A 22,697-nucleotide genomic window follows, 5' to 3' on the forward strand; every position below is an offset into this window, starting at 1 on the left:
GGGAGCGGCCGGGGCAGCGGCGGCGGGCGCCGGAGCGGCCGGGGCCGGGGCGGCGGGAGCGGCGCCCGGGGCACCGATGACGGCGAGCTTGGCGCCGACCTCGGCGGTCTCGTCCTCGCCGACCACGATCTCCAGCAGGACACCGGCGACCGGCGCCGGGATCTCCGTGTCGACCTTGTCGGTGGAGACCTCGAGCAGCGGCTCGTCCTCCGCGACCTCCTCGCCGACCTCCTTCAGCCAGCGGGTGACGGTGCCCTCGGTGACGGACTCGCCGAGCGCCGGCAGGACCACGTCGGTGCCCTGCGCGCCGGAGGCGCCGGTGGCGGCCTCGGCGGTCGGGGCCGGAGCCGGGGCGGCCTGCTCGGTGGAGGGGGCGGCGGCCTGGGCGGGCTCGGCCGGGGCCGGCGCCGGGGCGGCGGCGGGCTCGGCGGCCGGAGCGGCGGCCGGGGCCGGGGCGCCGGTGCCGTCGTCGATGATCGCCAGCTCGGCGCCCACCTCGACGGTCTCGTCCTCGGCGACCTTGATGGAGGCCAGGATGCCCGCGGCGGGGGCCGGGATCTCGGTGTCGACCTTGTCGGTCGACACCTCGAGCAGCGGCTCGTCGGCCTCGACGCGCTCGCCCTCGGCCTTCAGCCAGCGGGTGACAGTGCCCTCGGTGACGCTCTCGCCGAGCGCCGGAAGGGTTACGGAAACCGCCATGGTTTCGGTTGCTCCTTACGAATTGCGGAAGTCTGAGTCGTCGCTTGCGTCGACCGAGGGTCAGTCGTGCGAGTGCAGCGGCTTGCCGGCCAGGGCCAGGTGGGCCTCGCCGAGCGCCTCGTTCTGCGTCGGGTGAGCGTGGATGAGCTGGGCGACCTCGGCGGGCAGTGCCTCCCAGTTGTAGATCAGCTGGGCCTCGCCGACCTGCTCGCCCATGCGGTCGCCGACCATGTGGACGCCGACCACGGCACCGTCCTTCACCTGGACGAGCTTGATCTCGCCCGAGGTGTTGAGGATCTTGCTCTTTCCGTTGCCCGCCAGGTTGTACTTCAGGGCGACGACCTTGTCCGCGCCGTAGATCTCCTTGGCCTTGGCCTCGGTGATGCCCACGGAGGCGACCTCGGGGTGGCAGTACGTCACCCGCGGCACGCCGTCGTAGTCGATCGGGACGGTCTTCAGACCGGCCAGCCGCTCCGCCACCAGGATGCCCTCGGCGAAGCCGACGTGCGCGAGCTGAAGGGTCGGGACCAGGTCACCGACGGCGGAGATGGTCGGGACGTTGGTCCGCATGTACTCGTCGACCAGGACGTAACCGCGGTCCATGGCGACACCCTGCTCCTCGTAGCCGAGACCGGCGGAGACCGGGCCGCGGCCGACGGCGACGAGCAGGACCTCGGCCTCGAACTCCTTGCCGTCGGCGAGGGTGACCTTGACGCCGTCGGCGGTGTACTCGGCCTTCGAGAAGAAGGTGCCCAGGTTGAACTTGATGCCGCGCTTGCGGAAGGCGCGCTCAAGAAGCTTGGAGGAGTTCTCGTCCTCGAGGGGGGCCAGGTGCTTGAGGCCCTCGACGATCGTGATGTCCGCGCCGAAGGACTTCCAGGCGGAGGCGAACTCGACGCCGATGACACCGCCGCCCAGGATGATCGCGGACTTCGGCACGCGGTCCAGGACGAGGGCGTGGTCGGAGGAGATGATGCGGTTGCCGTCGATCTCCAGGCCCGGCAGCGACTTCGGCACGGAGCCGGTCGCGAGGAGCACGTGGCGGCCCTGGACGCGCCGGCCGTTCACGTCGACGGAGGTGGGGGAGGACAGCCGGCCCTCGCCCTCGATGTACGTCACCTTGCGGGACGCGATCAGACCCTGCAGACCCTTGTACAGGCCGGAGATGACCCCGTCCTTGTACTTGTGGACACCCGCGACGTCGATGCCCTCGAAGGTGGCCTTGACACCGAACTGCTCGCTCTCGCGGGCCTGGTCGGCGATCTCGCCCGCGTGCAGCAGGGCCTTGGTGGGGATGCAACCCCGGTGCAGGCAGGTACCGCCGACCTTGTCCTTCTCGATCAGGGCGACGTCCAGGCCCAGCTGCGCCCCGCGCAGGGCCGCGGCGTAACCGCCACTGCCACCGCCGAGGATCACTAGGTCGAAAACGGTGCTGGCGTCGTTCGCCACGTCACGTCCTCCATGCATGTGCGCCGTACGCCGGTCAGCGGTGACCGCGCGGCGGCTGGTGTCCGGCCGCTCTTCTTCGGCCCTGTGGGTGGGGCCCTGTCCTGCCGAGCCCCATCTTCGCACTTGTCGGAGGTGAACGAGACGCCGGGCTGGAGTGTGAGACACCACACGCTCACTTGATGACGCCGTGGGGGACAGCGCCCCGTCAGGGGCGCGAGGAACTGCGCGGCCGCCGTACGACCGAACCTCCCGAGCTGTTCGGCGACGGGGCCCCGCCCTACCCGCGCGCGAGGCCCCGCCCACATGAACCGCCGTCAGCCCAGGTCGCCGACGGCGGTCAGCTCCGCCAGCCGCACCAGCGTCCGCACCGCGGACCCCGTCCCACCCTTCGGCGTGTACCCGAAGGGACCCCCCTCGTTGAACGCGGGCCCGGCGATGTCCAGGTGCGCCCAGGTGATGCCCTCGCCCACGAACTCCCGCAGGAACAGCCCGGCGACCAGCCCGCCGCCCATCCGCTCACCCATGTTCGCGATGTCGGCGGTGGCAGAGTCCATCCCCTTGCGCAGGTGCTCGGGCAGCGGCATCGGCCAGGCCGGCTCGCCGACCTCCTCCGCCGCCTCGTGCACCGCGGTGCGGAACGCGTCGTCGTTGCCCATGATCCCGAAGGTCCGGCTGCCCAGCGCCAGCATCATCGCGCCGGTCAGCGTCGCCACGTCCACGATCGCGTCCGGCTTCTCCGCCGAGGCCGCCCACAGCGCGTCGGCCAGCACCAGCCGGCCCTCGGCGTCCGTGTTGAGCACCTCGACGGTCTTGCCGCTGTACATGCGCAGCACGTCACCGGGGCGCACCGCGGACCCCGACGGCATGTTCTCGGCCAGCGCCAGCCATCCGGTCACGTTGACCCGGAGCCCGAGCCGCGCCGCCGCGACGACGGCGGCGAGGACCGCCGCGGCCCCGCTCATGTCGCACTTCATCGTCTCGTTGTGGCCGGCCGGCTTCAGCGAGATGCCGCCCGAGTCGTAGGTGATGCCCTTGCCGACGAAGGCGAGGCTCTTCTCCGCGTCCGGGTGGCTGTACGACAGCTTCACCAGCCGCGGGGTCGCCGCCGAGCCGCCGCCGACGCCGAGGATGCCGCCGTAGCCGCCCTTGGTGAGCGCCTTGTCGTCGAGCACCTGGATCTTGAGCCCGTGCTCCTTGGCCGCGTCCTGCGCGATGCCCGCGAAGATGGCCGGCGTGAGGTCGTTCGGCGGGGTGTTGATCAGGTCGCGGGCGCGGTTGAGCTCCTCGGAGACGGCGACGGCGCGCGCCGCGGCCGCCTTGTGGGCCGCGTCGCGGGGCTTGCCGCCCAGCAGCACGGCCTCGGCGAGCGGCGCCTTGCCGTTACGCGCCTTCGCGCCCTTGCCGTTGTCCTTGTACGTGTCGAAGGAGTACGCGCCGAGCAGCACGCCCTCCCCGAGCGCGCCGACGGCGGCGGCGTCCTGGACCGGCAGCGCGAAGGCCGCCTTCTTCGCCCCGGTCAGTGCACGGCCGGCGACACCGGCCGCGCGGCGCAGCGCCTCGGCGTCGTAGTCCCCGTCCGTGCCGGGCGCGGCACCCAGCCCCACCGCGACGACCAGCGGGGCCTTGAAGCCCGCCGGGGCGGGCAGCTTCGTCAGTTCGCCCTCGGCACCCGAGGCACCGAGGGTCTCCAGGACGGCGGCGAGCTTGCCGTCGTAGGCCTTGTCCACGGCCTCCGCGCCCGGTGCTACGACCGGTCCCTTGGCGCCCTTGGCGACACCGATCACGATCGCGTCGGCCCGGAGGCCGGGCGCCGCTGAGGTGCTGAGAGTGAGAGCAGTCACGGTGGTGAAATCTCGCTTCCGATGTTGAGTTGCAGTGGCCGAGTGGTGTGGGTCGACCGGGCCCCGGAGGCGGCCCCGGGAGCCGACCCGGGGTGCGTTGCGACCGGGGCCTTCACCCTGTCGGCGAACACCCGGGACGAGACTACGCGTGTGTATGCGTTCGCTCATTCCTGCGGGTGTTCACCTGCGGGTGGCGTCCGGGTCACTTTCCGGTCCGGGTCCGGCCGGCACCCGACCCGTCAGCCCCCCAGCGAGAGCACCACCAGCGCGACGGTGGCGGCGACTTCGGCGAGCGCCCCGAACACGTCCCCCGTGATCCCCCCGAACCGCCGCCGGCAGTGCCGCAGCGCCCCGTCGGTGGCCGCCTCCGCCGCCACCACCGCGAGCAACGCCCGCAGGCTCTCGCCCGCCCCGATCAGCGCCCCGGCCCCCGCGGCCGCCACCATCACCACGACGGTGACCACCGACGCCCCCACCTTCGGCACCACCCCCGCGACCGCCGCCCCCAGCCCCTCCGGCCGGGCCGCCGGCACCCCCGCCACCGCGCCGAGGATCAGCGCCAGCCGGGCCACCGTCGCCGCCACCACCGCGGTGACCGCTCCCCGCGCCCATCCGTCGCCGAACGCCTGCGCCAGCGCGGCCACCTGGCCGAGCAGCACGAGGACGAGGGTGATCACCCCGAACGGCCCGATGTCCGACTGCTTCATGATCCGCAGCGCTTCCTCGGCGGGCTTGCCGCTGCCCAGCCCGTCCGCGGTGTCGGCGAGGCCGTCCAGATGCAGTCCCCGGGTCAGCACGGCCGGCACCGCGACCGCGGCCACCGCGGCCAGCAGCGCACTCGCCCCCGCCGCCACCAGCAACGCGCCGACCGCGCCCGCGCAGACCCCCACGGCGAGGCCGGCCAGCGGAGCGAGCAGCATGCCGCCGCGGGCCGCCTCCCGGTCCCAGCGGCTGACCCGCACGGGAAACACGGTGAGCGTGCCGAAGGCGAACCGAAGGCCGTCCGGCCAGGGCGTCTTGACCACCGGCGCAGGTTACCCGGAGGTCAGGAACGGCTGTACCCCGGCCGTGCGTCCAGCCGGACCCGATGGGTCGCCCGGCGGGGATAAAGTGCGCACATGGGACATTGGCTGGAACGGAACATCGTCGAGCCCGGCAAACTCCCGCTGCTGCTGGCCCTGACCGCCTTCGTCCTGACCTTCGTCGTCACCCGGGTCATCACCCGGCTCATCCGTGCCGGAAAGGGGCCCTTCGGCAACGTGAAAGCGGGCGGCCTGCACATCCACCACGTGGTCCCCGGGGTGGTCCTCACCGTCATCGGCGGCTTCGGCGCGGTCGCCGGCGGCCGGCACGGCTTCGGCTCGGCCGCCGCCGCGATCGTCTTCGGCACCGGCGCCGGGCTCGTCCTCGACGAGTTCGCCCTGATCCTCCACCTCGACGACGTCTACTGGACCGAGGAGGGCCGCAAGAGCGTCGAGGTCGTGGTCATCACCGCCGCGCTGGTCGGGCTGCTGCTCGCCGGGTTCTCCCCGTTCGGCGTCAACGACATCTCGGCCGGCGAGCTCCAGGACCGGGGGGCCGTCATCGCGAACGTCGTGGCGAACTTCGCCTTCTCGCTCGTCGCGCTGAGCAAGGGCAAGACCCGGGTCGCCATCTTCGGTGTGATCGTCCCGCTGGTCGCCGTCGTCGGCGCGGTCCGCCTGGCCCGTCCCGGTTCCCCCTGGGCCCGCCGCTGCTACGGCAACCGGCCGCGCGCCCGCGCCAGGGCCGGCCTGCGCGCCTACCACCACGACCGCCGCTGGTCCCGGCTCAGCCGCACCCTTCAGGACTGGATCGGCGGCAAACCCGACCGCCCCGAACCGGTACGACTGCCCGGACCCCAGTGACCGCGCCGGTACCGCAGCCGCCCCGCCCGCACCACCGCCCACAGGACCGCCACACCCGCGAGGGCCGCCAGATGCTCCTTGCCGGCCAGGTTCTCCTTCAGCGCCACCTCGACCACCATCGCCGCGGCCACGGCGCCCGCGGTGACGTGGGCGCCGTACCGCCAGGCCACGAAGACCGCGAGCCCGACGACGGCGGCCGAAGGCCCGGTGTCCACCACCCGCGCGTCCGACGCCGGCAGGCCCAGCGGGCTGTGCGGGCCCAACGCGCTGCCGAGGCGGGCGTACAGCGTCCCGGCGAGGGTCGCCGCGTACGCGATGGTCAGGGTCCGCCACCAGCCCAGGCACACCTCGGCGATGCCGAACACGACCAGGACCTGCGCCAGCGCGCCCCACACCGGCAGGTCGAGCGCCGGCACGAACAGGGAGAGGGGGGTGCGCAGCAGGGCCAGCCAGCAGGGGTCCGCGGCCCGTACGGCCCCGGCGTGCTGCACGGGTCCGTATCCCCACGGCTGGTTCTGCGTGAACTGCAGCAGCGCGGTCAGGCACACCGCCGCGACCGTCATCGGCGCCGCCCCCAGCCGCCGCTTCGCCAGCGGTCCGCGCACGGTGGCGTACAACAACCCCCACTCGGCCTGGGCCCAGCGGACGAGCGGTGTCATGCGGCGGTCCTCATCCGTGCGTGTTCCTCTGTGCGGCCAGCTGCCTGCGGTGCACCCACCTGGGCAGTCCCGGGGCCTCCAGGAACCCCTCCGCACGCGCCGACGCGAGGCCGATGCGCGGGAGGTCCGCGCTCTTCTCGAAGAGCAGGAACCGGGGCTCCCAGATGGGCCGGTACTTGGCGTTCGCCCGGTACAGGGACTCGATCTGCCACCACCGGGAGAAGAAGCTCAGCAGAGACCTCCACAGCCGCAGCACCGGTCCCGCGCCCAGACGCGCACCACGTTCGAAGACCGACCGGAACATCGCGAAGTTGAGCGAGACCTGCGTGATCCCGATCTCTTCGGCACGCCGGAGCAGTTCGATGACCATGAACTCCACCAGACCGTTGTCGGAGTCCCGGTCCCGCCGCATCAGATCGAGGGACAGCCCGGCGGGCCCCCACGGCACGAACGACAGCAGTGCCCGCAGCTCACCCGAGCCGTCCCCGGCACCGCCGTCCCTGCACTCCAGCATCACGCACTGCCCGTCCCGGGAGTCCCCGAGCCGCCCCAGCGCCATGCTGAACCCGCGCTCGGTGGCCCCGTCCCGCCAGTCGTCGGCACGCCGGACCAGGTACGACATCTCGTCCGCCGGAATGTCCTCGTGCCGCCTGATGCGCACCGAGTACCCGGCTCTCCCGACCCGGTTGTGGGCCTGCCGGACGGTCCGCATGGCCCGTCCCTCCAGCGTGAACTCGGCGACCTCGACGATCGCCTCGTCCCCGAGTTCCAGCGCGTCGAGACCGTGCCGCGCGTACACGGTCCCGGCCTCCTCGCTCGCCCCCATCACCGCCGGGATCCACCCGTGCGCCCGCGCCTGGGCCAGCCACGGCGCGATCGCCCCCGGCCAGGCCTCCGGATCCCCGATCGGGTCCCCCGAGGCGAGGCTGACCCCGCCCACCACCCGGTACGCCACCGCCGCCTTCCCGGTCGGCGACCACACCACGCTCTTCTCGCGCCGCAGCGCGAAGTACCCGAGGGAGTCCCGCTCGCCGTGCTGCTCCAGCAGGACGCGCAGCTGCTTCTCGTCGTCGTCGGTGATCGGGTCGACGGCCCGGCGGGAACGGAAGGCGGCGTAGAAGACGGCGAGGACGAGAAGCGTGCTGAGCACGTTGATGACGACGTTCACCCAGTTGGGCGGTGCGATGTACGGGAACCGGGAGGGGTCGGCGGCGACCGACACCAGGCGCAGGGTGCCGTAGTGCCAGCGCTCCGGGAACGTCGAACGGGAGGCATGCGGCGCCTGGTCGGTGACGGTCACGAGGAGCGCGGCGAGCAGCGAGGCGACGACACCGCCGCCGACCGCGACGGTGGCGGCGAGCCGCGGGTTGGCGCGGTCGCCCTTCGCGTAGAACTCCCGGCGGCCGACCAGCAGCGCCCCCACGAAGGCGGCGGTCAGTGCGATCGAGATCCAGTTCTGGGCGTACCTGCGGATCTCCGGGAACGCCATGGCGAACGCGAAGAGTGCGAGGAAGAGTCCGCTCAGCACCAGGTTGAGGATCCACGCGGCCCGCTTGCGGCGGCGCATGGTGATCGCGAGGAACGCGGTGAACACGCCGGAGGCGAAGCCGGCGGTCAGGAGGTACGGGGTGAAGAAGTTCTCCTGGTTGTGCCGCCGTACGTCCTGTCCCAGCGACACCCACACCGCGCTGAGGAAGTTGACGAAGGCGACGGCACGCAAGTACCAGACGGCAAAGGCGGCGGCCCGCTGGGAAACCCCGGCCCCTCGCCCTCTTCCACGTCCGTCACGCTGCTCAACGGCAAATCGGGCATCTCCCATGGACCAGGATCATATGGGCGCCACCTGGATGAACCATGCCACACGCACACGCGACCCCCGCCATCCCCGGTACAGGTGACACCCCGACCCCACCCCCACACCCCCGCCCACCCCCAGCACTCCACCACGCCCCCCTCCGTCGCAACGGCGGTCGGCCGGAGCGGCGCCGGCCGGCGGTGCTGTCCCGGGTGGGGGTGGCGGGCTCTACTCGTCCGGCTTCTCCTCGGTCTCCGGCGTCTTCTCGGGGCCCGGCTTCTCCGGGAGTTCCGCGGCCAGGGCGGCGGCCGACTGGACCAGGGGCAGTGCCAGCAGGGCCCCCGCTCCCTCGCCCACCGTCACGCCCTGGGCCAGCAGCGGTTCCAGGGCCATGCGGTCCAGCGCCTTCGCCTGGCCCGGCTCCCCGCTGTCGTGCCCGGCCAGCCACCAGTCCGGCGCCCGGAACGCGATCCGCTGCGCGACCAGCGCGCACGCGGCCACCACGACCCCGTCCAGCACCACGGGCAGCTTCCGCACCGCCGCCTGCAACAGGAACCCGGTCATCGCCGCGAGGTCCGCCCCGCCGACGGTCGCCAGCAACTGCAGTTGGTCCCCGAGCACCGGCCGGGCCCGCCGCAGCGCGTCCCGGATCGCCGCGCACTTGCGCATCCACGCCAGGTCGTCGATGGCCAGCCCGCCCCGCCCGGTCACCACGGACGCGTCCGTCCCGCACAGCGCCGCGACCAGGACGGCCGCCGCCGTGGTGCCGCCGACGCTGACGTCCCCGAGCACCACCAGATCGGTGCCCGAGTCGGCCTCCTCGTCGGCCAGTGCGACGCCCGCCCGGAAGGCCGTCTCGGCCTCCTCCGCGGTCAGCGCGTCCTCGATGTCGATACGGCCGCTGCCCCGTCGTACCCGGCGCCGCACGACCTCCTCCGGCAGCGCGTCCGGATCGCAGTCCAGTGCCATGTCGATGATCCGCACGGGCACCCCGAGCCGCCGGGCCAGCACCGCCACCGGGCTGGCCCCCTCCAGGATCGCCCGTACCAACAGCTCCGCGCTGCCCGCCGGCCGTGCGGAGACGCCGAGTTCGGCGACGCCGTGGTCACCGGCGAAGAGCAGCACCCGGGGCTGTTCCACCGGCCGTACCGGTACCGAACCCTGGGCGGCGGCCAGCCACTCGCCCAGGTCGTCAAGGCGGCCCAGCGACCCGGGCGGCACGATCAGCCGCTCCCGGCGCGCCTCGGCGTCCCGGCGTACACCGCCGTCGGGGCGCTCGATCAGATCGGTGAAGTCGTCGAGATTAAGCGAGCTCATTCGCCGAACAGTACCGGCACGCAACCAACGGTTCGGTGTCAGATCGGCGCCACACCCGCACGGCGGCTTTGCAGGCAAGATCGGTATCCCATACGTTCCGGTTTGCAGTGGATTGCGTTCAGGGAGCACAGGGAGCCGCCCATGCCGCCCACGCCCGAACTCGCCCCGGGCCCCGACCGGTTCCACGAGCCGCGCCGCGAGGACTGCCCCTGGTGCGGCTCCAGACGCCTGCGCACCCGGCTGCGCGCGCCCGACCTCCTCCACCACCGGCCCGGCACGTTCACCGTCGACGAGTGCCGGGACTGCGCCCACGCCTTCCAGAACCCCCGGCTGTCCGCGGCCGGCTTCGCCCTCTACCACCAGGACTACTACGAGGGCCGCCTGGAGGACTACACCGACCGCTTCCTTGCGACCCGCGCCGGCCGCCGCCGGCACCGCGCCGCGATCCGCGCGATGCCGGCGCTGCACGAGCCGGAGAGCTGGCTGGACATCGGCACCGGCCACGCCCACTTCCCGGACACGGCGCGCGAACTGCTGCCGTACACGTCCTTCGACGGCCTGGACCCGTCCGTGCGGGTGCTGACCGCCCGGGCCGAGGGGCGGGTCGAGGAGGGCCACTGCGGCCACCTGACCTCGCCCCAGCTCCTGGCCCGCCTCCGCGGCCGCTACGACGTCGTCAGCATGTTCCGGCACCTGGAGCACGCCCCCGACCCGCGGGCCGAACTCCGGGCCGCCCTGACGGTCCTGCGCCCCGGCGGGCACCTGCTGATCGACATCCCGAACCCGCGCAGCGCGTCCGCCAGGCTCCTCGGCAAGTGGTGGGTCCCGTACGGCCAGCCCCGCCACCTGCACCTGCTGCCGCCGGCCAACCTGCGGGCGGAACTGGAGGCGCAGGGGTGCGAGATCCTGAAGACCGACCGGAGCGCGCCGCACCTGCCGTGCGACCTCTCGGCGGCACTCACGCTGGCCCTGGGCCGGGTCCTCCCGAAGCGGTGGCTGCCGGCGACGGCCCCGCTGGTGGCGGTGGCGCTGGCAGCCGACCGCGCCGCGGCGCCGCTGCTGCGCCGGACGCCGTTCTCCAACGGCTACCGGATCATCGCCAGAAAGGGGCGGGGCAGATAGCGGGCCGCCCCGTGCACCGTCACCTCAACACGAGCGCCTGCCCGGCCACCACCAGCACCACCTGCTCGCACTCGGCCGCGAACGCCGCGTTCAGGCGGCCCAGTTCGTCGCGGTACCGCCTGCCCGACGCGGTCGCGGGCACGATGCCCGACCCCACCTCGTTCGACACCGCCACCACCGTCCGCCGGGTGCCCCGTACCGCCTCCGTCAGTTCACGCACGCGCTCCCGCAGCGCCTTCTCCCCGCCCGACGCCCACTCCGTGTCGTCCCACGCGCCGACGGAGTCCATCGCGTCCGTCAGCCACAGCGACAGACAGTCGACCAGCAGCGCCGGCCCGTCCTGCGCCAGCAACGGCACCAGGTCGCACGTCTCCGTCGTACGCCACGACCCGGGCCGCCGCTCCCGGTGCGCGGCCACCCGTGCCACCCACTCGCTGTCCCCGCCGCGCGTGCCGCCCGTGGCGACATAGAGCACGTCGGGGAAGGACTCCAGCCGCCGCTCGGCCTCCACGGACTTCCCGGACCGCGCCCCGCCCAGCACCAGCGTCCGCCGGGGCACGTCGGGCACCTCCTCGTACCCGCCGACCGTCAGCGTCGTGCCGTCCGGCACCGCCCGGGCCCCGGCCGCCGCCAGCCGGCGCCGCGACTCCGCACCGGGCGGCACGTCGTGGTCGAGGTGGACGGCGATCACATCCGTGGCCGGCCCCACCGAACCGACCGCCCGCAGTTTCGCCAGCGCGTCCGGCCGCCCCACCACATCGAGGAGCACCAGGTCGTACGCGTCCGCGCCGCCGTTCTCCAGACCGGCCGGCGCACCGCCCGGCGGGAGGTACAGCAGCCGCTGCCCGTCGGGTCCGGTCACCGCGTACCCGGTGCCGCCCGCGTCCATCGCCACCGCCCGCACCCGATGCCCCGTCAGCAGCGCCAGCTCCCGCCCGTCCGGCACCCGGCCCGGCTGCGGCAGCCCGGCCGGCACCTCCACGGCGGGCCCGTCGTGCGGATGCGAGAGCAGCACCTGGCGCACGCCCCCGAGGGACCGCCCGGCCCGTGCCGCCGCGAACGCCGCACCGGGCGTCAGATCGAGCAGCAGCGTCCCGTCCACGAGTACGGCGGTGGCGGCCCGCGCCGCCGCCCCGACGGCGCACGCGCAGGCCGCGCAGGGACAACCGGGCCGAGGCAGCCCCCCAGGCCCACCGGTACCGAGCAAAGTCACTTCCACGCCCTGATTTTCACCCGTCCCGATGGTTCCCGCCTCAGCCGACGCCCCCGACGGCCCACCGGGACCGCACATGCCCCACAACCAGCGGAGTTTTTCCCGGCGCCCTTATACGATGCCTCAGTTGGATCAAAGGAGGCCTGCATGACGGCATGGACATGGCGGTTCGAGAAGGCCGACGGGACGGAGGTCCAGCCCGCGGTGGAACCCGAGGAGTTCACCACCCAGGGCGACGCCGAGTCCTGGCTCGGCGAACAGTGGAAGGACCTGCTGGCCGGCGGCGCCGACCAGGTGCGGCTCTACGAGGACGCCACCGAGATCTACGGGCCGATGAGCCTGCACGCGGACGAGGCCTGACGGCACGTCCGTGCACGCCGGTCGGGGCGGCCGCGGCCGGCCGCCCCACCGTCGCCCCCTCACTGCTCGCCCAGCGTCACCTCCACCGTCCGCCCGACGCCGTCCCGGCTGAACGTCACCGTCGTCCGCTGCCCCGGCCGGTCCGACGCGAGCGATTCGGCCAGTGAGGTGATGGTGGTGATGTCGTCGCCCCCCACCTTGGTGATGATGTCCCCGGGCCGGATGCCTGCCTTGGCGGCAGCGTCACCCGGCTTCACGGTCACCACGGCCACCCCCGAGGGCTGGTAGTTCACGTCGACGACCGTGCGCCCGGTGATGCCGAGCGCGGCCCGCCCCGAGTCGGTGACCTTGCCCTGCTTGATGATCTGGTCGGCGACCGTCTTCACCATCGAACCCGGGATGGCGAACCCGATTCCCGGCGCCGTGCTCCCGCCCAGGTCGGGATCGCTCGCGGCGAGCGTCGGGATGCCGATGACCTGGCCGTCGAGGTTGACCAGGGCGCCGCCGCTGTTGCCGGGGTTGATGGCGGCCGAGGTCTGCACCATGTTGGGGATGGTGGCGCCCGGGCCGCCGGAGGGGCTCTCGCTGACGGTCCGTCCGGTCGCCGACACGATGCCCTCGGTCACGCTGGACGACAGCCCGAGCGGTGAGCCCATGGCCAGGGTGATCTGCCCGACCTGGACCTTCTCGGTGTCCCCGAAGGAGGCCGCCCGCAACCCCTGCGGGACCTTGTCGAGCCTGATGACCGCCAGGTCCTGCTCGGGGTAGGAGTAGACGAGGGTCGCGGTGAGCGGTTCCTCGTTGTTGGCGGTCGTCACCTTGAACTTCTTCTCGTTCCCGACGACGTGCGCGTTGGTGACGATGTGCCCGCTGCCGTCGTAGACCACGCCCGAGCCCAGGTCGCTGGTGGCCTGGATCTGCACGACCGACGGCAGGACGTTCCTGATGACCTTCTGGTACTGGTTCTGCAGGTCGGTCGCCGTCAGCGGCACGGCCGCCGCGTGGGCGGCCCGGTCGGCCGAGGTCTCCTCGGTTCCGCCGCTCCCGAGGACGGAGCACCCGGAGACGGGAACGAGACAGCAGCAGCCCAGCAGGGCAGCCGCACGGAGGATCCGGCGGGCGGGGGAAGCATCCATGCCCCGAGTCTCGCCGCGGCGCCGACCGCCCGGCTCGCGCTGCTCGCCCGTTCGGGCAAGCCGTGCTCGCCCGAACGGGCACGTCAGCCGCGCACTCCGCACAGGTGCAGCAGCGCCGCCACCGACCGGTACGGGTCCGTCCGCCCGGCCCGTTCCTCCGCCGCGAGCAGGGTCTCCACGTCGGCGGGGAGTCCGGCGCCGTCGGGGGCCGTGTCCGTGAACACCCGTACCCCGTACCAGGAGTGCAGCGGCGCGCCGATCCCGGCGAGCGCGGCCGTGAGCGTGCTCAGCCGGTCGGCCCGTACGTCCAGACCCAGCCGGTTGCGGTACGAGACGCAGTCGAAGGCGCCCAGCGCGCCCGCCCAGTCGCCGCTCATTCCGGGGCGCATGGCGAGCGCGTCGGCATTGCGCACCAGCAGCGACAGCAGCCCACCGGGGGCCAGCATCCTCGCGACACCGGCCAGCAGCGGGTCCGGTTCCTCGACGTACATCAGCACACCGTGGCAGAGCACCACGTCGAAGCTGCCCGGCAGGAAGTGGACACCCGTGTCCCGCCCGTCCCCCTGGACGATCCGCACCCGGTCGCGGATCCCCTCCGGCTCACCGGCCAGGGCCTCCCGCGCGGCCGCGATCATCGTCGGTTCCCGCTCCACCCCGGTCACCTGGTGACCGGCCCGGGCCAGACGCAGTGCCTGCGTGCCCTGCCCCATCCCCACGTCGAGCACCCGCAGCCGCTGCCCGACCGGGAACCGCCCGGCTATCTGCTCGTCGAGCTGCCGGGCGACCAGCTCCTGTCGTACGACGTCACGCAGCGCGCCCAGGCTGCCCAGCCAGGCCTTCGCCACGGCCCCGGAGAACGGCTCTGCGCTCAGGGCCGCTCTCCGCGCTTGACCTGCGGCTTGGGCAGCCGGAGCCGGCGCATCTGGAGGGAGCGCATCAGACCGTAGGCGACGGCGCCCTTCTTGTTCTGGTCGGGGAAGCGCTCGGCCAGCCGCTTGCGCAGCCGCAAGCCGCTGACGGCCGCGTCGAGCACGATCAGCACGATCACCACGAGCCACAGCAGCAGCGCGATGTTCTTGATCGCCGTGTTGTTGACCACGCTCATGACCAGGATGACCACGGCCAGCGGCAGGAAGAACTCCGCCACGTTGAAGCGCGAGTCGACCCAGTCACGGGCGAACCTGCGGACCGGGCCCTTGTCACGGGCCGGCAGGTACCGCTCGTCACCGGTGGCCAGCGCCTGGCGCTGCCGCTCCATGGCGGTGCGCCGCTCGTCGCGCTGACGCTTGGCGGCGTCCTTGCGCGTCGTCGGCGTGCTGGCCACGCTGCGGCGCTGGGTCTGGGCCTCACTGCGCTTGGGCGTGGGCCTGCCCTTGGGGGCCTGCGGGTCACGGGTCTGCTTGGAGTCGGTCAGCGCCTTGTCGGCGGGGGCCTTCTCGTCCTTGGCACGGCTACGGAACACAAAACCCAAGGGTACGGGGTGTCGGGGTGTGGGCCCTAGTTCCGTGGGGAACGATCCGGCAACGCCAGTCGTCTCCATTGGGGACAGAGGGGACGTTGCAGACGGTTCACTCCGGGGGACACCTACTACCTCTGCCGGAGCGGACCCCACCGCAGTCGTCCTTGGGGATGAGCGCATCGGTCCCCGAACAGTGCGGTAATGGATGCAGGGCCCGTACTGTGGGTTCTGTTGCAGGATCGGTGAGCCGGAGTCCGTCAGAAGGGGGCGCGCGAAGCCCATGAGCGGTGTCATGAAGCGTATGGGGATGATCTTCCGCGCGAAGGCGAACAAGGCCCTGGACAGGGCCGAGGACCCGCGCGAGACCCTGGACTACTCGTACCAGAAGCAGCTCGAACTGCTCCAGAAGGTGCGCCGCGGCGTGGCCGACGTCGCCACCTCCCGCAAGCGCCTCGAACTCCAGCTGAACCAACTCCAGCAGCAGTCCTCCAAGCTGGAGGACCAGGGCCGCAAGGCGCTCGCGCTCGGCCGTGAGGACCTCGCCCGCGAGGCGCTGTCCCGGCGCGCCGCCCTCCAGCAGCAGGTGACCGACCTGGAGACCCAGCACGCCACGCTCCAGGGCGAGGAGGAGAAGCTCACCCTCGCGGCGCAGCGCCTCCAGGCCAAGGTGGACGCCTTCCGTACGAAGAAGGAGACCATCAAGGCCACCTACACCGCCGCCCAGGCCCAGACCCGCATCGGCGAGGCCTTCTCCGGGATCTCCGAGGAGATGGGCGACGTCGGCCTGGCCATCCAGCGTGCCGAGGACAAGACGCAGCAGCTCCAGGCCCGTGCCGGCGCCATCGACGAACTGCTCGCCTCCGGGGCCCTCGACGACCCGACCGGCATGGCCAAGGACGACATCGCGGCCGAGCTGGACCGGCTCTCCGGTGGTACGGATGTGGAGCTGGAACTGCAGCGCATGAAGGCCGAGCTCGCCGGAGGTTCGCCCCAGCAGGCGATCGAGGGCGGCACCGGTCAGGGGCAGCAGTCGCAGCAGCCGCAGGACACCCCGCGCTTCGACAAGCAGTAGCCGACGCCTGGAGGGCGACATGGCCGACATGGTCGTGAGGATCATGGGGGAGGGTCAGGTGAGGCTGGCCGACAGCCACCTCGCCGAGCTGAACAGGCTGGACGACGAACTCCTGGCGGAGACGGAGTCCGGCGACGAGGCAGCCTTCCGCCGCACCCTGGGCGCCCTCCTCGACAAGGTCCGGGAACTGGGCCAACCGCTCCCGGCGGACGCCCTGGAACCCTCCGACCTCATCCTCCCGTCCCCGGACGCGACCCTGGCCGAGGTCCGCGCCCTGCTCCGGGACGACGGCCTGATCCCCGGCTGACGCCGGTCCGGCCCCGGCCCGACCCTTCTCGGGTGGGCGGGAGTCCGGGCGGAGTGCGCGCGGGTCGAACCGGCGGTTCCGGCCCGTGGGAAGCCGACGTACCGTTCAGACCGTGAGCACCTTCGACCGGGCCCGTTGCAGTGCGGACGCCCATCCCCTCGCGCTGGACGCGGCCATCGCCGCGGGCGTCCTCGTGTGCATGGTCGCGGGCTCCCTCGTCGTCCCGCACGGGGCACACGGTGTGCGGTGGGGCATCCGTACCCCCGATCCGCTCAGCCTCGTCCTGATGACACTCGCCGCCGCCGCGCTGGTGCTGCGCCGGTACGCCCCGAAGTCGGTGCTCGCCTTCACCGGCGCCGCCTCCGTCGTCGAGTGCGTCACCGGCGACCCCCGCGCCCCCGTCGCGATGGCGGCCGTGGTCGCCCTCTTCACGGTCGCCGCGAGCACCGACCGCCGCACCACGCTGCGGGCCGGCCTGCTCACCATGATCGTGCTGACCACCGCCGCGATGGCCGCCGGCCCCCTCCCGTGGTACGCCCAGGAGAACCTCGCGATCTTCGCCTGGACCGGCATCGGTGCCACCGCGGGCGACGCCGTGCGCAGCAGACGCGCCGTCGTCCAGGCCATCCGGGAGCGCGCCGAACGCGCCGAGCGGACCCGCGAGGAGGAGGCCCGCCGCCGGGTCGCCGAGGAGCGCCTGCGGATCGCCCGCGACCTGCACGACGTCGTCGCCCACCACATCGCCCTGGTCAACGTGCAGGCGGGGGTGGCCGCGCACGTCATGGACAAGCGTCCCGACCAGGCCAAGGAGGCCCTCGCCCACGTCCGCGAGGCCAGCCGCTCCGCGCTCAACGAACTGCGCGCCACCGTCGGCCTGCTCCGCCAGTCGGGCGACCCCGAGGCCCCCACCGAACCCGCCCCCGGCCTGCACGTCCTCGAAGAGCTCGCCGACACCTTCCGCAACGCCGGTCTGCGGGTCGAGGTCGCCCGCGCCGACCAGGGCACCACCCTGCCCGCCGCCGTCGACCTGGCCGCCTACCGGATCGTCCAGGAGGCCCTGACCAACGTGCAGAAACACGCGGGCCCGGAAGCCAGGGCCGAGGTCAGCGTGGTCCGCGTCGGTCCGGAGATCGAGGTCACCGTCCTCGACAACGGCTCCGGCGAGAAGGCCGCCGCCGAGGCAGGCGGCGGCCACGGCCTGCTCGGCATGCGCGAACGGGTCGCCGCCGTGGGCGGCACCCTCACCACCGGTCCCCGTTACGGCGGCGGCTTCCGCGTCCATGCGATCCTGCCGGTCAAGGCCGACACACACGACCGTGCGAACCGCCGTACGGGCGCACTGGGGGATTCCGTATGACGATCCGTGTCCTGCTCGCCGACGACCAGGCACTGCTGCGCAGCGCGTTCCGCGTCCTCGTCGACTCCGAGCCCGACATGGAGGTGGTCGGCGAGGCCTCCGACGGCGCCGAGGCGGTGCGGCTGACCGGGGAACGGCAGGCCGACGTCGTCCTGATGGACATCCGGATGCCGGGTACCGACGGCCTCGCCGCCACCCGGCTGATCAGTGCCGACCCCGCCCTCGCCCAGGTCCGGGTGGTCATCCTGACGACCTTCGAGGTGGACGACTACGTCGTGCAGGCGCTGCGCGCGGGCGCCTCCGGCTTCCTCGGCAAGGGCAGCGAACCCGAGGAACTGCTCAGCGCCATCCGGGTCGCCGCCGGCGGCGAGGCGCTGCTCTCCCCGACGGCCACCAAGGGCCTGATCGCCCGCTTCCTCGCCCAGGGCGACGCGGGCGACGACGGCCGCGACCCCGCCCGCGCGCAGCGCCTCGACGCACTCACCGGGCGGGAGCGCGAGGTCCTCGTCCAGGTCGCCGGCGGCCACTCCAACGACGAGATCGCCGAGCGCCTGGAGGTCAGCCCGCTGACCGTGAAGACGCACGTCAACCGGGCCATGGCCAAGCTGGGCGCCCGGGACCGGGCGCAGCTCGTGGTGATCGCGTACGAGTCGGGGCTGGTCCGTCCGAGGATGGAGTGATCTCCACCCGGGTGTACTGCGGGCGGAGTAGGCGCCGGACGAGGGAACGGCACCCAGGGCCTACATGACCGGTTCCGCGCATGGGCGAGGGTGGTGGGGCGGGCGCTCACAGGTGCCCCCTGTGTCGCTCACAGCAGCTTGTCTGCCGCTCACAGCAGCTCACCGGAAAGAGACCACGACCCATGTCCTGGCTGTCCAGATTCAGCCTCGCGCAGCGGGCCCTGATAGGCCTCATGTCACTGATCGCGCTCGCCTTCGGGGCGATCGCCGTCCCCCAGATCAAGCAGCAGCTGCTGCCCACCATCTCCCTGCCGATGGTGTCGGTGATCGCCCCCTACCAGGGCGCGGCCCCGGACGTCGTCGAGAAGCAGATCGTCGAGCCGGTCGAGAACAACCTCGAAGGCGTCGACGGCGTCACCGGAGTCACCTCCACCGCGAGCGAGGGCAACGCCGTGATCATGGCGTCCTTCGACTACGGCAGCGACACCAAGCAGCTGGTGGCCGACGTCCAGCTGGCCGTCAACCGCGCCCGGCTCCCGGACTCCGTCGACCCGCAGGTCATCTCCGGCTCCACCGACGACATGCCGACCGTGGTCCTCGCCGTCACCTCCGGCAAGGACCAGCAGGCCCTCGCCGACCAGCTCGACAGGACGGTCGTGCCGGACCTGAAGGACATCGACGGCGTGGGCCGCGTCCAGGTCACCGGCGTCCGGGACGTCCAGGTCACCGTCACCCCCGACGACGCGAAGCTGGCGCGGGCCGGACTCACCCCCACCGCCCTCGCGCAGTCGCTCCAGGCGGCCGGCGCGACCGTCGCGGCCGGTTCCTTCACCGAGGACGGCGCCAACCGCACCGTCCAGGTCGGCGGCGGTCTCACCTCGCTGCAGCAGATCAAGGACCTGATGGTCACCGGGCAGGGCGTCGGGAAGCCCGTGCGGCTCGGCGACGTGGCCGCGGTGAAGCAGCAGGAGGCCCCGGCAGACTCCATCACCCGCACCGACGGCCGCCCCAGCCTCGCCGTGAACGTCACCATGGACCACGACGGCAGCGCGGTCTCCATCTCGAACGCCGTCAAGGACAAGCTGCCGAAGCTGCGCCAGGACCTCGGCTCCGGTGCCACCGTCACCGTCGTCAGCGACCAGGGTCCGGCGGTCTCCAAGTCCATCAAGGGCCTGACCACCGAGGGCGCCCTCGGCCTGCTCTTCGCGGTCCTGGTCATCCTGGTCTTCCTGGCCTCGGTCCGCTCGACCCTCGTGACGGCGGTGTCCATCCCGCTCTCCGTCGTCCTCGCGCTGATCGTGCTGTGGACCCGGGGCCTGTCCCTGAACATGCTCACCCTCGGCGCGCTCACCATCGCCATCGGGCGGGTCGTCGACGACTCGATCGTGGTCCTGGAGAACATCAAGCGGCACCTCGGCTACGGCGAGGAGCGGCAGGCCGCCATCCTCGGCGCGGTCCGCGAGGTGGCCGGCGCGGTCACCTCCTCCACCCTCACCACGGTCGCCGTCTTCCTGCCGATCGGCCTGGTCGGCGGCATGGTGGGCGCCCTGTTCGGCTCGTTCAGCATCACGGTGACGGCGGCGCTGCTGGCGTCCCTCGTGGTGTCGCTGACGGTCGTGCCCGTCCTGTCGTACTGGTTCCTGCGCGCCCCCAAGGGCACCCCCGAGGACGCCGAAGAAGCCCGTCGCGAGGCCGAGGAGAAGGAGGCGAACAGCCGCCTGCAGCGGGCGTACGTCCCGGTCCTGCGCTTCGCGACCCGGCGCCGCCTCACCAGCGTGCTGATCGCGGTGGTCGTCCTGGTCCTCACGTTCGGCATGTCCGGGCTGCTGAAGACCAACTTCTTCGACCAAGGCGACCAGGAGGTCCTCACCGTCAAGCAGGAGCTGAGGCCCGGCACCGGCCTCGCCGCGACCGACGTGCAGGCGAAGAAGGTCGAGAAGCTGCTCGCCTCCATCGACGGCGTCAAGGACTACCAGGTCACCGTGGGTTCGTCCGGCTTCATGGCGGCCTTCGGCGGCGGCACCGACACCAACCAGGCGTCGTACTCGGTGATGCTGGACGACGCGAAGTCGTACGACAGGGTCCAGAAGGCCATCGAGGACGGGCTGCACAAGCTCCCGGGCATCGGAACGACCACGGTCTCGGCCGGTGGCGGCTTCGGCAGTCAGAACCTGAGCGTCGTCGTGAAGGCGGCCGACGGGGACGTGCTGCGCAAGGCCGCCGAGCAGGTCCGCGGCGCGGTCGCCCGGCTGGACGACGTCACCGACGTCACCAGCGACCTGTCGACCAGCGTGCCGAGGATCTCGGTCAAGGCCAACTCCAAGGCGGCCGCGGCCGGTTTCGACGACCAGACGCTGGGCGCCGCCGTCGCCCAGGCGGTCAGGGGCACCACGGCCGCCAAGGCGACCCTCGACAACACCGAGCGGGACGTCGTCGTCAGGTCCGCGAAGCCGGCCGAGACCCTCGCCCAGCTGCGCGCCCTTCCGTTGGGCCCGGTGAAGCTCGGCGACATCGCCACCGTGAAGCTGGTGGCCGGACCGGTGTCGCTGACCCGCATCGACGGCCAGCGCGCCGCGACCGTCACCGCCAAGCCGACCGGTGACAACACGGGCGCGGTCAGCACCGAGCTCCAGTCGAAGATCAAGGCGCTGAAGCTCCCGGCGGGTGCCACGGCCTCCATCGGCGGCGTCACCTCCGACCAGGACAGCGCGTTCAGGAACCTGGGCCTGGCGATGCTGGCGGCGATCGCGATCGTCTTCATGCTGCTGGTCGCGACCTTCCGTTCGCTGGTCCAGCCGCTGATCCTGCTGGTGTCCATCCCGTTCGCGGCGACCGGCGCGCTCGGCCTGCTGATCGTCACCGGCACTCCGATGGGCGTGCCCGCGATGATCGGCATGCTGATGCTGATCGGCATCGTGGTGACCAACGCGATCGTGCTGATCGACCTCGTCAACCAGTACCGCGAGCGGGGGTACGGCGTGGTCGAGGCCGTCGTCGAGGGCGGCCGGCACCGGCTGCGCCCGATCCTGATGACCGCCCTGGCGACCATCTTCGCCCTGCTCCCGATGGCGCTCGGGGTCACCGGCGAGGGCGGTTTCATCGCCCAGCCGCTGGCGGTGGTCGTGATCGGCGGTCTGATCACCTCCACCCTGCTGACGCTGCTGCTGGTGCCGACGCTGTACGCGATGCTCGAACTGCGCAAGGAGCGCCGGGCCGGGAAGCGGGCCGCGAAGAAGGGCCTGCCGTCCGCGGGGTCCGCCCCGGCGGCCGAGGAGCCGGAGCCCGCGGCCGTATGACGGTCCCGTGACCGGCGGCCGTACCCGGAATACCACCGGGTACGGCCGCCGTCGCGGTTTCCGTTCCGTATGCTGACGCCTCGAACGGCCATGCGGTGAGGAGGAGTTCGATCGTGCCGCTGCGCAAGGACGACCCGAGGTCCGTCGGCGGTTACAAGCTGGTCGACCGGCTCGGGGCCGGCGGCATGGGCGCCGTATACCGGGGGCGGTCCCGCTCCGGACGGGAGGTCGCCGTCAAGGTGGTGCACGCCCAGTACGCCGAGGACCCCGTCTTCCGCTCCCGGTTCCGGCAGGAGGTCGAGGCCGCCCGCCGGGTGAGCGGCGCCTTCACCGCACCCGTCGTGGACGCCGACCCCGAGGCCGCCCGGCCCTGGATGGCGACCCAGTACGTGGCCGGGCGCTCGCTGGCCGACCGGCTGCGCGACCACGGCCCGTTGCGCGACGCCGAACTGCGGCGCCTCGCCCTCGGGTTGGTGGAGGCACTGCGGGACATCCACCGGGCCGGGGTGGTGCACCGGGACCTCAAACCGGCCAACGTGCTGATCGCCGAGGACGGTCCCCGCGTCATCGACTTCGGCATCTCCCGCGCCGCCGAGAACCACCAGACCGTCACCGAGACCGGCCAGATGATCGGCACCCCGCCGTTCATGTCCCCGGAGCAGCTCACCGACGCCCGTACCGTCGGTGCCGCCTCGGACGTCTTCTCGCTCGGCGCGCTGCTGGTGTACTGCGTCACCGGGCACGGCCCCTTCGACGCCGACAGCCCCTATCTGACCGCCTACCGGGTGGTCCACCACGAGCCCGTGCTCGACGGCGTGGCCGGACCGCTGCGCACGGTCCTGGAGCGCTGTCTGCACAAGGAGGCCGCCCGGCGGCCCCGACTGGACGAGCTGGCACAGGAGTTGTCGGACGTCCTGCCCGAACCGGCGGCGGACGACCCGGCGGTGCCCGACCCACCGGCGGACGGCCCGCGCACCGTGGGCCCGCGCGGCGAGGGCTGGCCGTCCGGGGCCGCGACCGGCCCGGGCGCCGACGCCGACCCGGCGACC

Annotated in this window: 20 protein-coding genes; 9 read left to right on the forward strand and 11 right to left on the reverse strand. The window is 72.7% G+C overall.

Annotated features, from left to right (window positions below; translation table 11 throughout):
• The 4 genes from ABZ646_RS15160 to ABZ646_RS15175 form a co-directional block, all read right to left on the reverse strand.
• The coding region (locus tag ABZ646_RS15160) for a biotin/lipoyl-containing protein (protein WP_360518095.1) at positions 1-699 on the reverse strand (699 nt) is incomplete at its 3' end.
• 60 nt (positions 700-759) lie between these two features.
• A complete protein-coding gene (lpdA, locus tag ABZ646_RS15165) occupies positions 760-2,148 on the reverse strand; it encodes a dihydrolipoyl dehydrogenase (protein WP_360518098.1) in 1,389 nt (462 codons plus the stop codon).
• 314 nt (positions 2,149-2,462) lie between these two features.
• Positions 2,463-3,989, reverse strand: coding sequence for a leucyl aminopeptidase (locus ABZ646_RS15170; RefSeq protein ID WP_360518101.1), 1,527 nt, complete (start codon positions 3,987-3,989; stop codon positions 2,463-2,465).
• A gap of 239 nt (positions 3,990-4,228) precedes the next feature.
• On the reverse strand, positions 4,229-5,014 hold the full coding sequence (locus ABZ646_RS15175) for an adenosylcobinamide-GDP ribazoletransferase (RefSeq protein ID WP_360518104.1): 786 nt from the start codon (positions 5,012-5,014) through the stop codon (positions 4,229-4,231).
• A gap of 93 nt (positions 5,015-5,107) precedes the next feature.
• Here ABZ646_RS15175 and ABZ646_RS15180 point away from each other — a divergent pair, with 93 nt between their 5' ends.
• Entirely contained in the window at positions 5,108-5,875 is a 768-nt protein-coding gene (locus tag ABZ646_RS15180) for a hypothetical protein (RefSeq protein ID WP_360518107.1), read from the forward strand.
• On the opposite strand, the gene ABZ646_RS15185 is transcribed toward ABZ646_RS15180, so the two are convergent.
• The 3 genes from ABZ646_RS15185 to cobT all read right to left on the reverse strand — a co-directional run bounded on the left by ABZ646_RS15185 (position 5,812) and on the right by cobT (position 9,646).
• Positions 5,812-6,534, reverse strand: a complete 723-nt coding sequence (locus tag ABZ646_RS15185) for a hypothetical protein (protein ID WP_360518110.1) — start codon at positions 6,532-6,534, stop codon at positions 5,812-5,814. The genes ABZ646_RS15180 and ABZ646_RS15185 overlap by 64 nt on opposite strands.
• A 10-nt stretch (positions 6,535-6,544) precedes the next feature.
• Positions 6,545-8,353 carry a phosphatidylglycerol lysyltransferase domain-containing protein gene (locus tag ABZ646_RS15190; RefSeq protein WP_360518113.1) on the reverse strand — a complete coding sequence of 603 codons (1,809 nt, stop codon included), beginning with the start codon at positions 8,351-8,353 and terminating at the stop codon, positions 6,545-6,547.
• Positions 8,354-8,557: 204 nt separating this feature from the next.
• On the reverse strand, positions 8,558-9,646 hold the full coding sequence (gene cobT, locus ABZ646_RS15195) for a nicotinate-nucleotide--dimethylbenzimidazole phosphoribosyltransferase (protein ID WP_360518116.1): 1,089 nt from the start codon (positions 9,644-9,646) through the stop codon (positions 8,558-8,560).
• A gap of 141 nt (positions 9,647-9,787) precedes the next feature.
• On the opposite strand from cobT, the gene ABZ646_RS15200 reads away from it, so the two are divergent.
• A complete protein-coding gene (locus ABZ646_RS15200; RefSeq protein ID WP_360518119.1) occupies positions 9,788-10,768 on the forward strand; it encodes a class I SAM-dependent methyltransferase in 981 nt (326 codons plus the stop codon).
• Positions 10,769-10,787: 19 nt separating this feature from the next.
• Here the strand turns inward: ABZ646_RS15200 and ABZ646_RS15205 are convergent, their stop codons facing one another.
• Positions 10,788-11,987: a bifunctional adenosylcobinamide kinase/adenosylcobinamide-phosphate guanylyltransferase gene (locus ABZ646_RS15205; RefSeq protein WP_360518122.1), complete on the reverse strand. Its 1,200-nt coding sequence runs from the start codon at positions 11,985-11,987 to the stop codon at positions 10,788-10,790.
• A gap of 141 nt (positions 11,988-12,128) precedes the next feature.
• On the opposite strand from ABZ646_RS15205, the gene ABZ646_RS15210 reads away from it, so the two are divergent.
• Positions 12,129-12,341, forward strand: a complete 213-nt coding sequence (locus ABZ646_RS15210) for a hypothetical protein (RefSeq protein ID WP_132886345.1) — start codon at positions 12,129-12,131, stop codon at positions 12,339-12,341.
• Positions 12,342-12,400: 59 nt separating this feature from the next.
• Here ABZ646_RS15210 and ABZ646_RS15215 read toward each other — a convergent pair whose 3' ends face one another.
• The 3 genes from ABZ646_RS15215 to ABZ646_RS15225 form a co-directional block, all read right to left on the reverse strand.
• The gene (locus tag ABZ646_RS15215; protein ID WP_360518126.1) at positions 12,401-13,477 is read right to left on the reverse strand and encodes a trypsin-like peptidase domain-containing protein; all 1,077 of its coding nucleotides are present in this window, start codon (positions 13,475-13,477) and stop codon (positions 12,401-12,403) included.
• A gap of 83 nt (positions 13,478-13,560) precedes the next feature.
• Positions 13,561-14,265, reverse strand: coding sequence for a methyltransferase domain-containing protein (locus ABZ646_RS15220; RefSeq protein ID WP_360518145.1), 705 nt, complete (start codon positions 14,263-14,265; stop codon positions 13,561-13,563).
• A gap of 80 nt (positions 14,266-14,345) precedes the next feature.
• On the reverse strand, positions 14,346-15,017 hold the full coding sequence (locus tag ABZ646_RS15225; protein ID WP_360518129.1) for a DUF3043 domain-containing protein: 672 nt from the start codon (positions 15,015-15,017) through the stop codon (positions 14,346-14,348).
• Positions 15,018-15,216: 199 nt separating this feature from the next.
• Between ABZ646_RS15225 and ABZ646_RS15230 the strand changes: the two genes are divergently transcribed.
• The 6 genes from ABZ646_RS15230 to ABZ646_RS15255 all read left to right on the forward strand — a co-directional run.
• Entirely contained in the window at positions 15,217-16,008 is a 792-nt protein-coding gene (locus tag ABZ646_RS15230) for a PspA/IM30 family protein (RefSeq protein ID WP_046727388.1), read from the forward strand.
• Between the two features lie 28 nt (positions 16,009-16,036).
• Complete coding sequence (locus ABZ646_RS15235; protein WP_360518148.1) at positions 16,037-16,315, forward strand: hypothetical protein; 279 nt, start codon at positions 16,037-16,039, stop codon at positions 16,313-16,315.
• 112 nt (positions 16,316-16,427) lie between these two features.
• Positions 16,428-17,672 carry a histidine kinase gene (locus tag ABZ646_RS15240; protein ID WP_360518133.1) on the forward strand — a complete coding sequence of 415 codons (1,245 nt, stop codon included), beginning with the start codon at positions 16,428-16,430 and terminating at the stop codon, positions 17,670-17,672.
• Entirely contained in the window at positions 17,669-18,352 is a 684-nt protein-coding gene (locus ABZ646_RS15245) for a response regulator transcription factor (protein WP_360518136.1), read from the forward strand. Before ABZ646_RS15240 ends, ABZ646_RS15245 begins: the two co-directional genes overlap by 4 nt.
• 182 nt (positions 18,353-18,534) lie before the next feature.
• Entirely contained in the window at positions 18,535-21,648 is a 3,114-nt protein-coding gene (locus ABZ646_RS15250; RefSeq protein WP_360518139.1) for an efflux RND transporter permease subunit, read from the forward strand.
• Positions 21,649-21,761: 113 nt separating this feature from the next.
• Positions 21,762-22,697, forward strand: a 936-nt coding sequence (locus ABZ646_RS15255) for a serine/threonine-protein kinase (protein WP_360518142.1), incomplete at its 3' end; no start/stop codon positions are given.

Origin of the sequence: Streptomyces sp. NPDC007162, from assembly GCF_040634175.1 — a bacterium.
Lineage (GTDB): Bacteria > Actinomycetota > Actinomycetes > Streptomycetales > Streptomycetaceae > Streptomyces.

Bases quoted from the DNA above. Each gene is read 5' to 3' on its own strand.
- ABZ646_RS15245 (WP_360518136.1), top strand. From the start codon at position 17,669: ATGACGATCCGTGTCCTGCTCGCCGACGACCAGGCACTGCTGCGCAGC.
- ABZ646_RS15215 (WP_360518126.1), bottom strand. From the start codon at position 13,477: ATGGATGCTTCCCCCGCCCGCCGGATCCTCCGTGCGGCTGCCCTGCTG.
- ABZ646_RS15200 (WP_360518119.1), top strand. From the start codon at position 9,788: ATGCCGCCCACGCCCGAACTCGCCCCGGGCCCCGACCGGTTCCACGAG.
- cobT (WP_360518116.1), bottom strand. From the start codon at position 9,646: ATGAGCTCGCTTAATCTCGACGACTTCACCGATCTGATCGAGCGCCCC.
- ABZ646_RS15210 (WP_132886345.1), top strand. From the start codon at position 12,129: ATGACGGCATGGACATGGCGGTTCGAGAAGGCCGACGGGACGGAGGTC.
- ABZ646_RS15225 (WP_360518129.1), bottom strand. From the start codon at position 15,017: ATGGAGACGACTGGCGTTGCCGGATCGTTCCCCACGGAACTAGGGCCC.
- ABZ646_RS15230 (WP_046727388.1), top strand. From the start codon at position 15,217: ATGAGCGGTGTCATGAAGCGTATGGGGATGATCTTCCGCGCGAAGGCG.
- ABZ646_RS15185 (WP_360518110.1), bottom strand. From the start codon at position 6,534: ATGACACCGCTCGTCCGCTGGGCCCAGGCCGAGTGGGGGTTGTTGTAC.
- ABZ646_RS15250 (WP_360518139.1), top strand. From the start codon at position 18,535: ATGTCCTGGCTGTCCAGATTCAGCCTCGCGCAGCGGGCCCTGATAGGC.
- ABZ646_RS15235 (WP_360518148.1), top strand. From the start codon at position 16,037: ATGGTCGTGAGGATCATGGGGGAGGGTCAGGTGAGGCTGGCCGACAGC.
- ABZ646_RS15190 (WP_360518113.1), bottom strand. From the start codon at position 8,353: ATGGGAGATGCCCGATTTGCCGTTGAGCAGCGTGACGGACGTGGAAGA.
- ABZ646_RS15180 (WP_360518107.1), top strand. From the start codon at position 5,108: ATGGGACATTGGCTGGAACGGAACATCGTCGAGCCCGGCAAACTCCCG.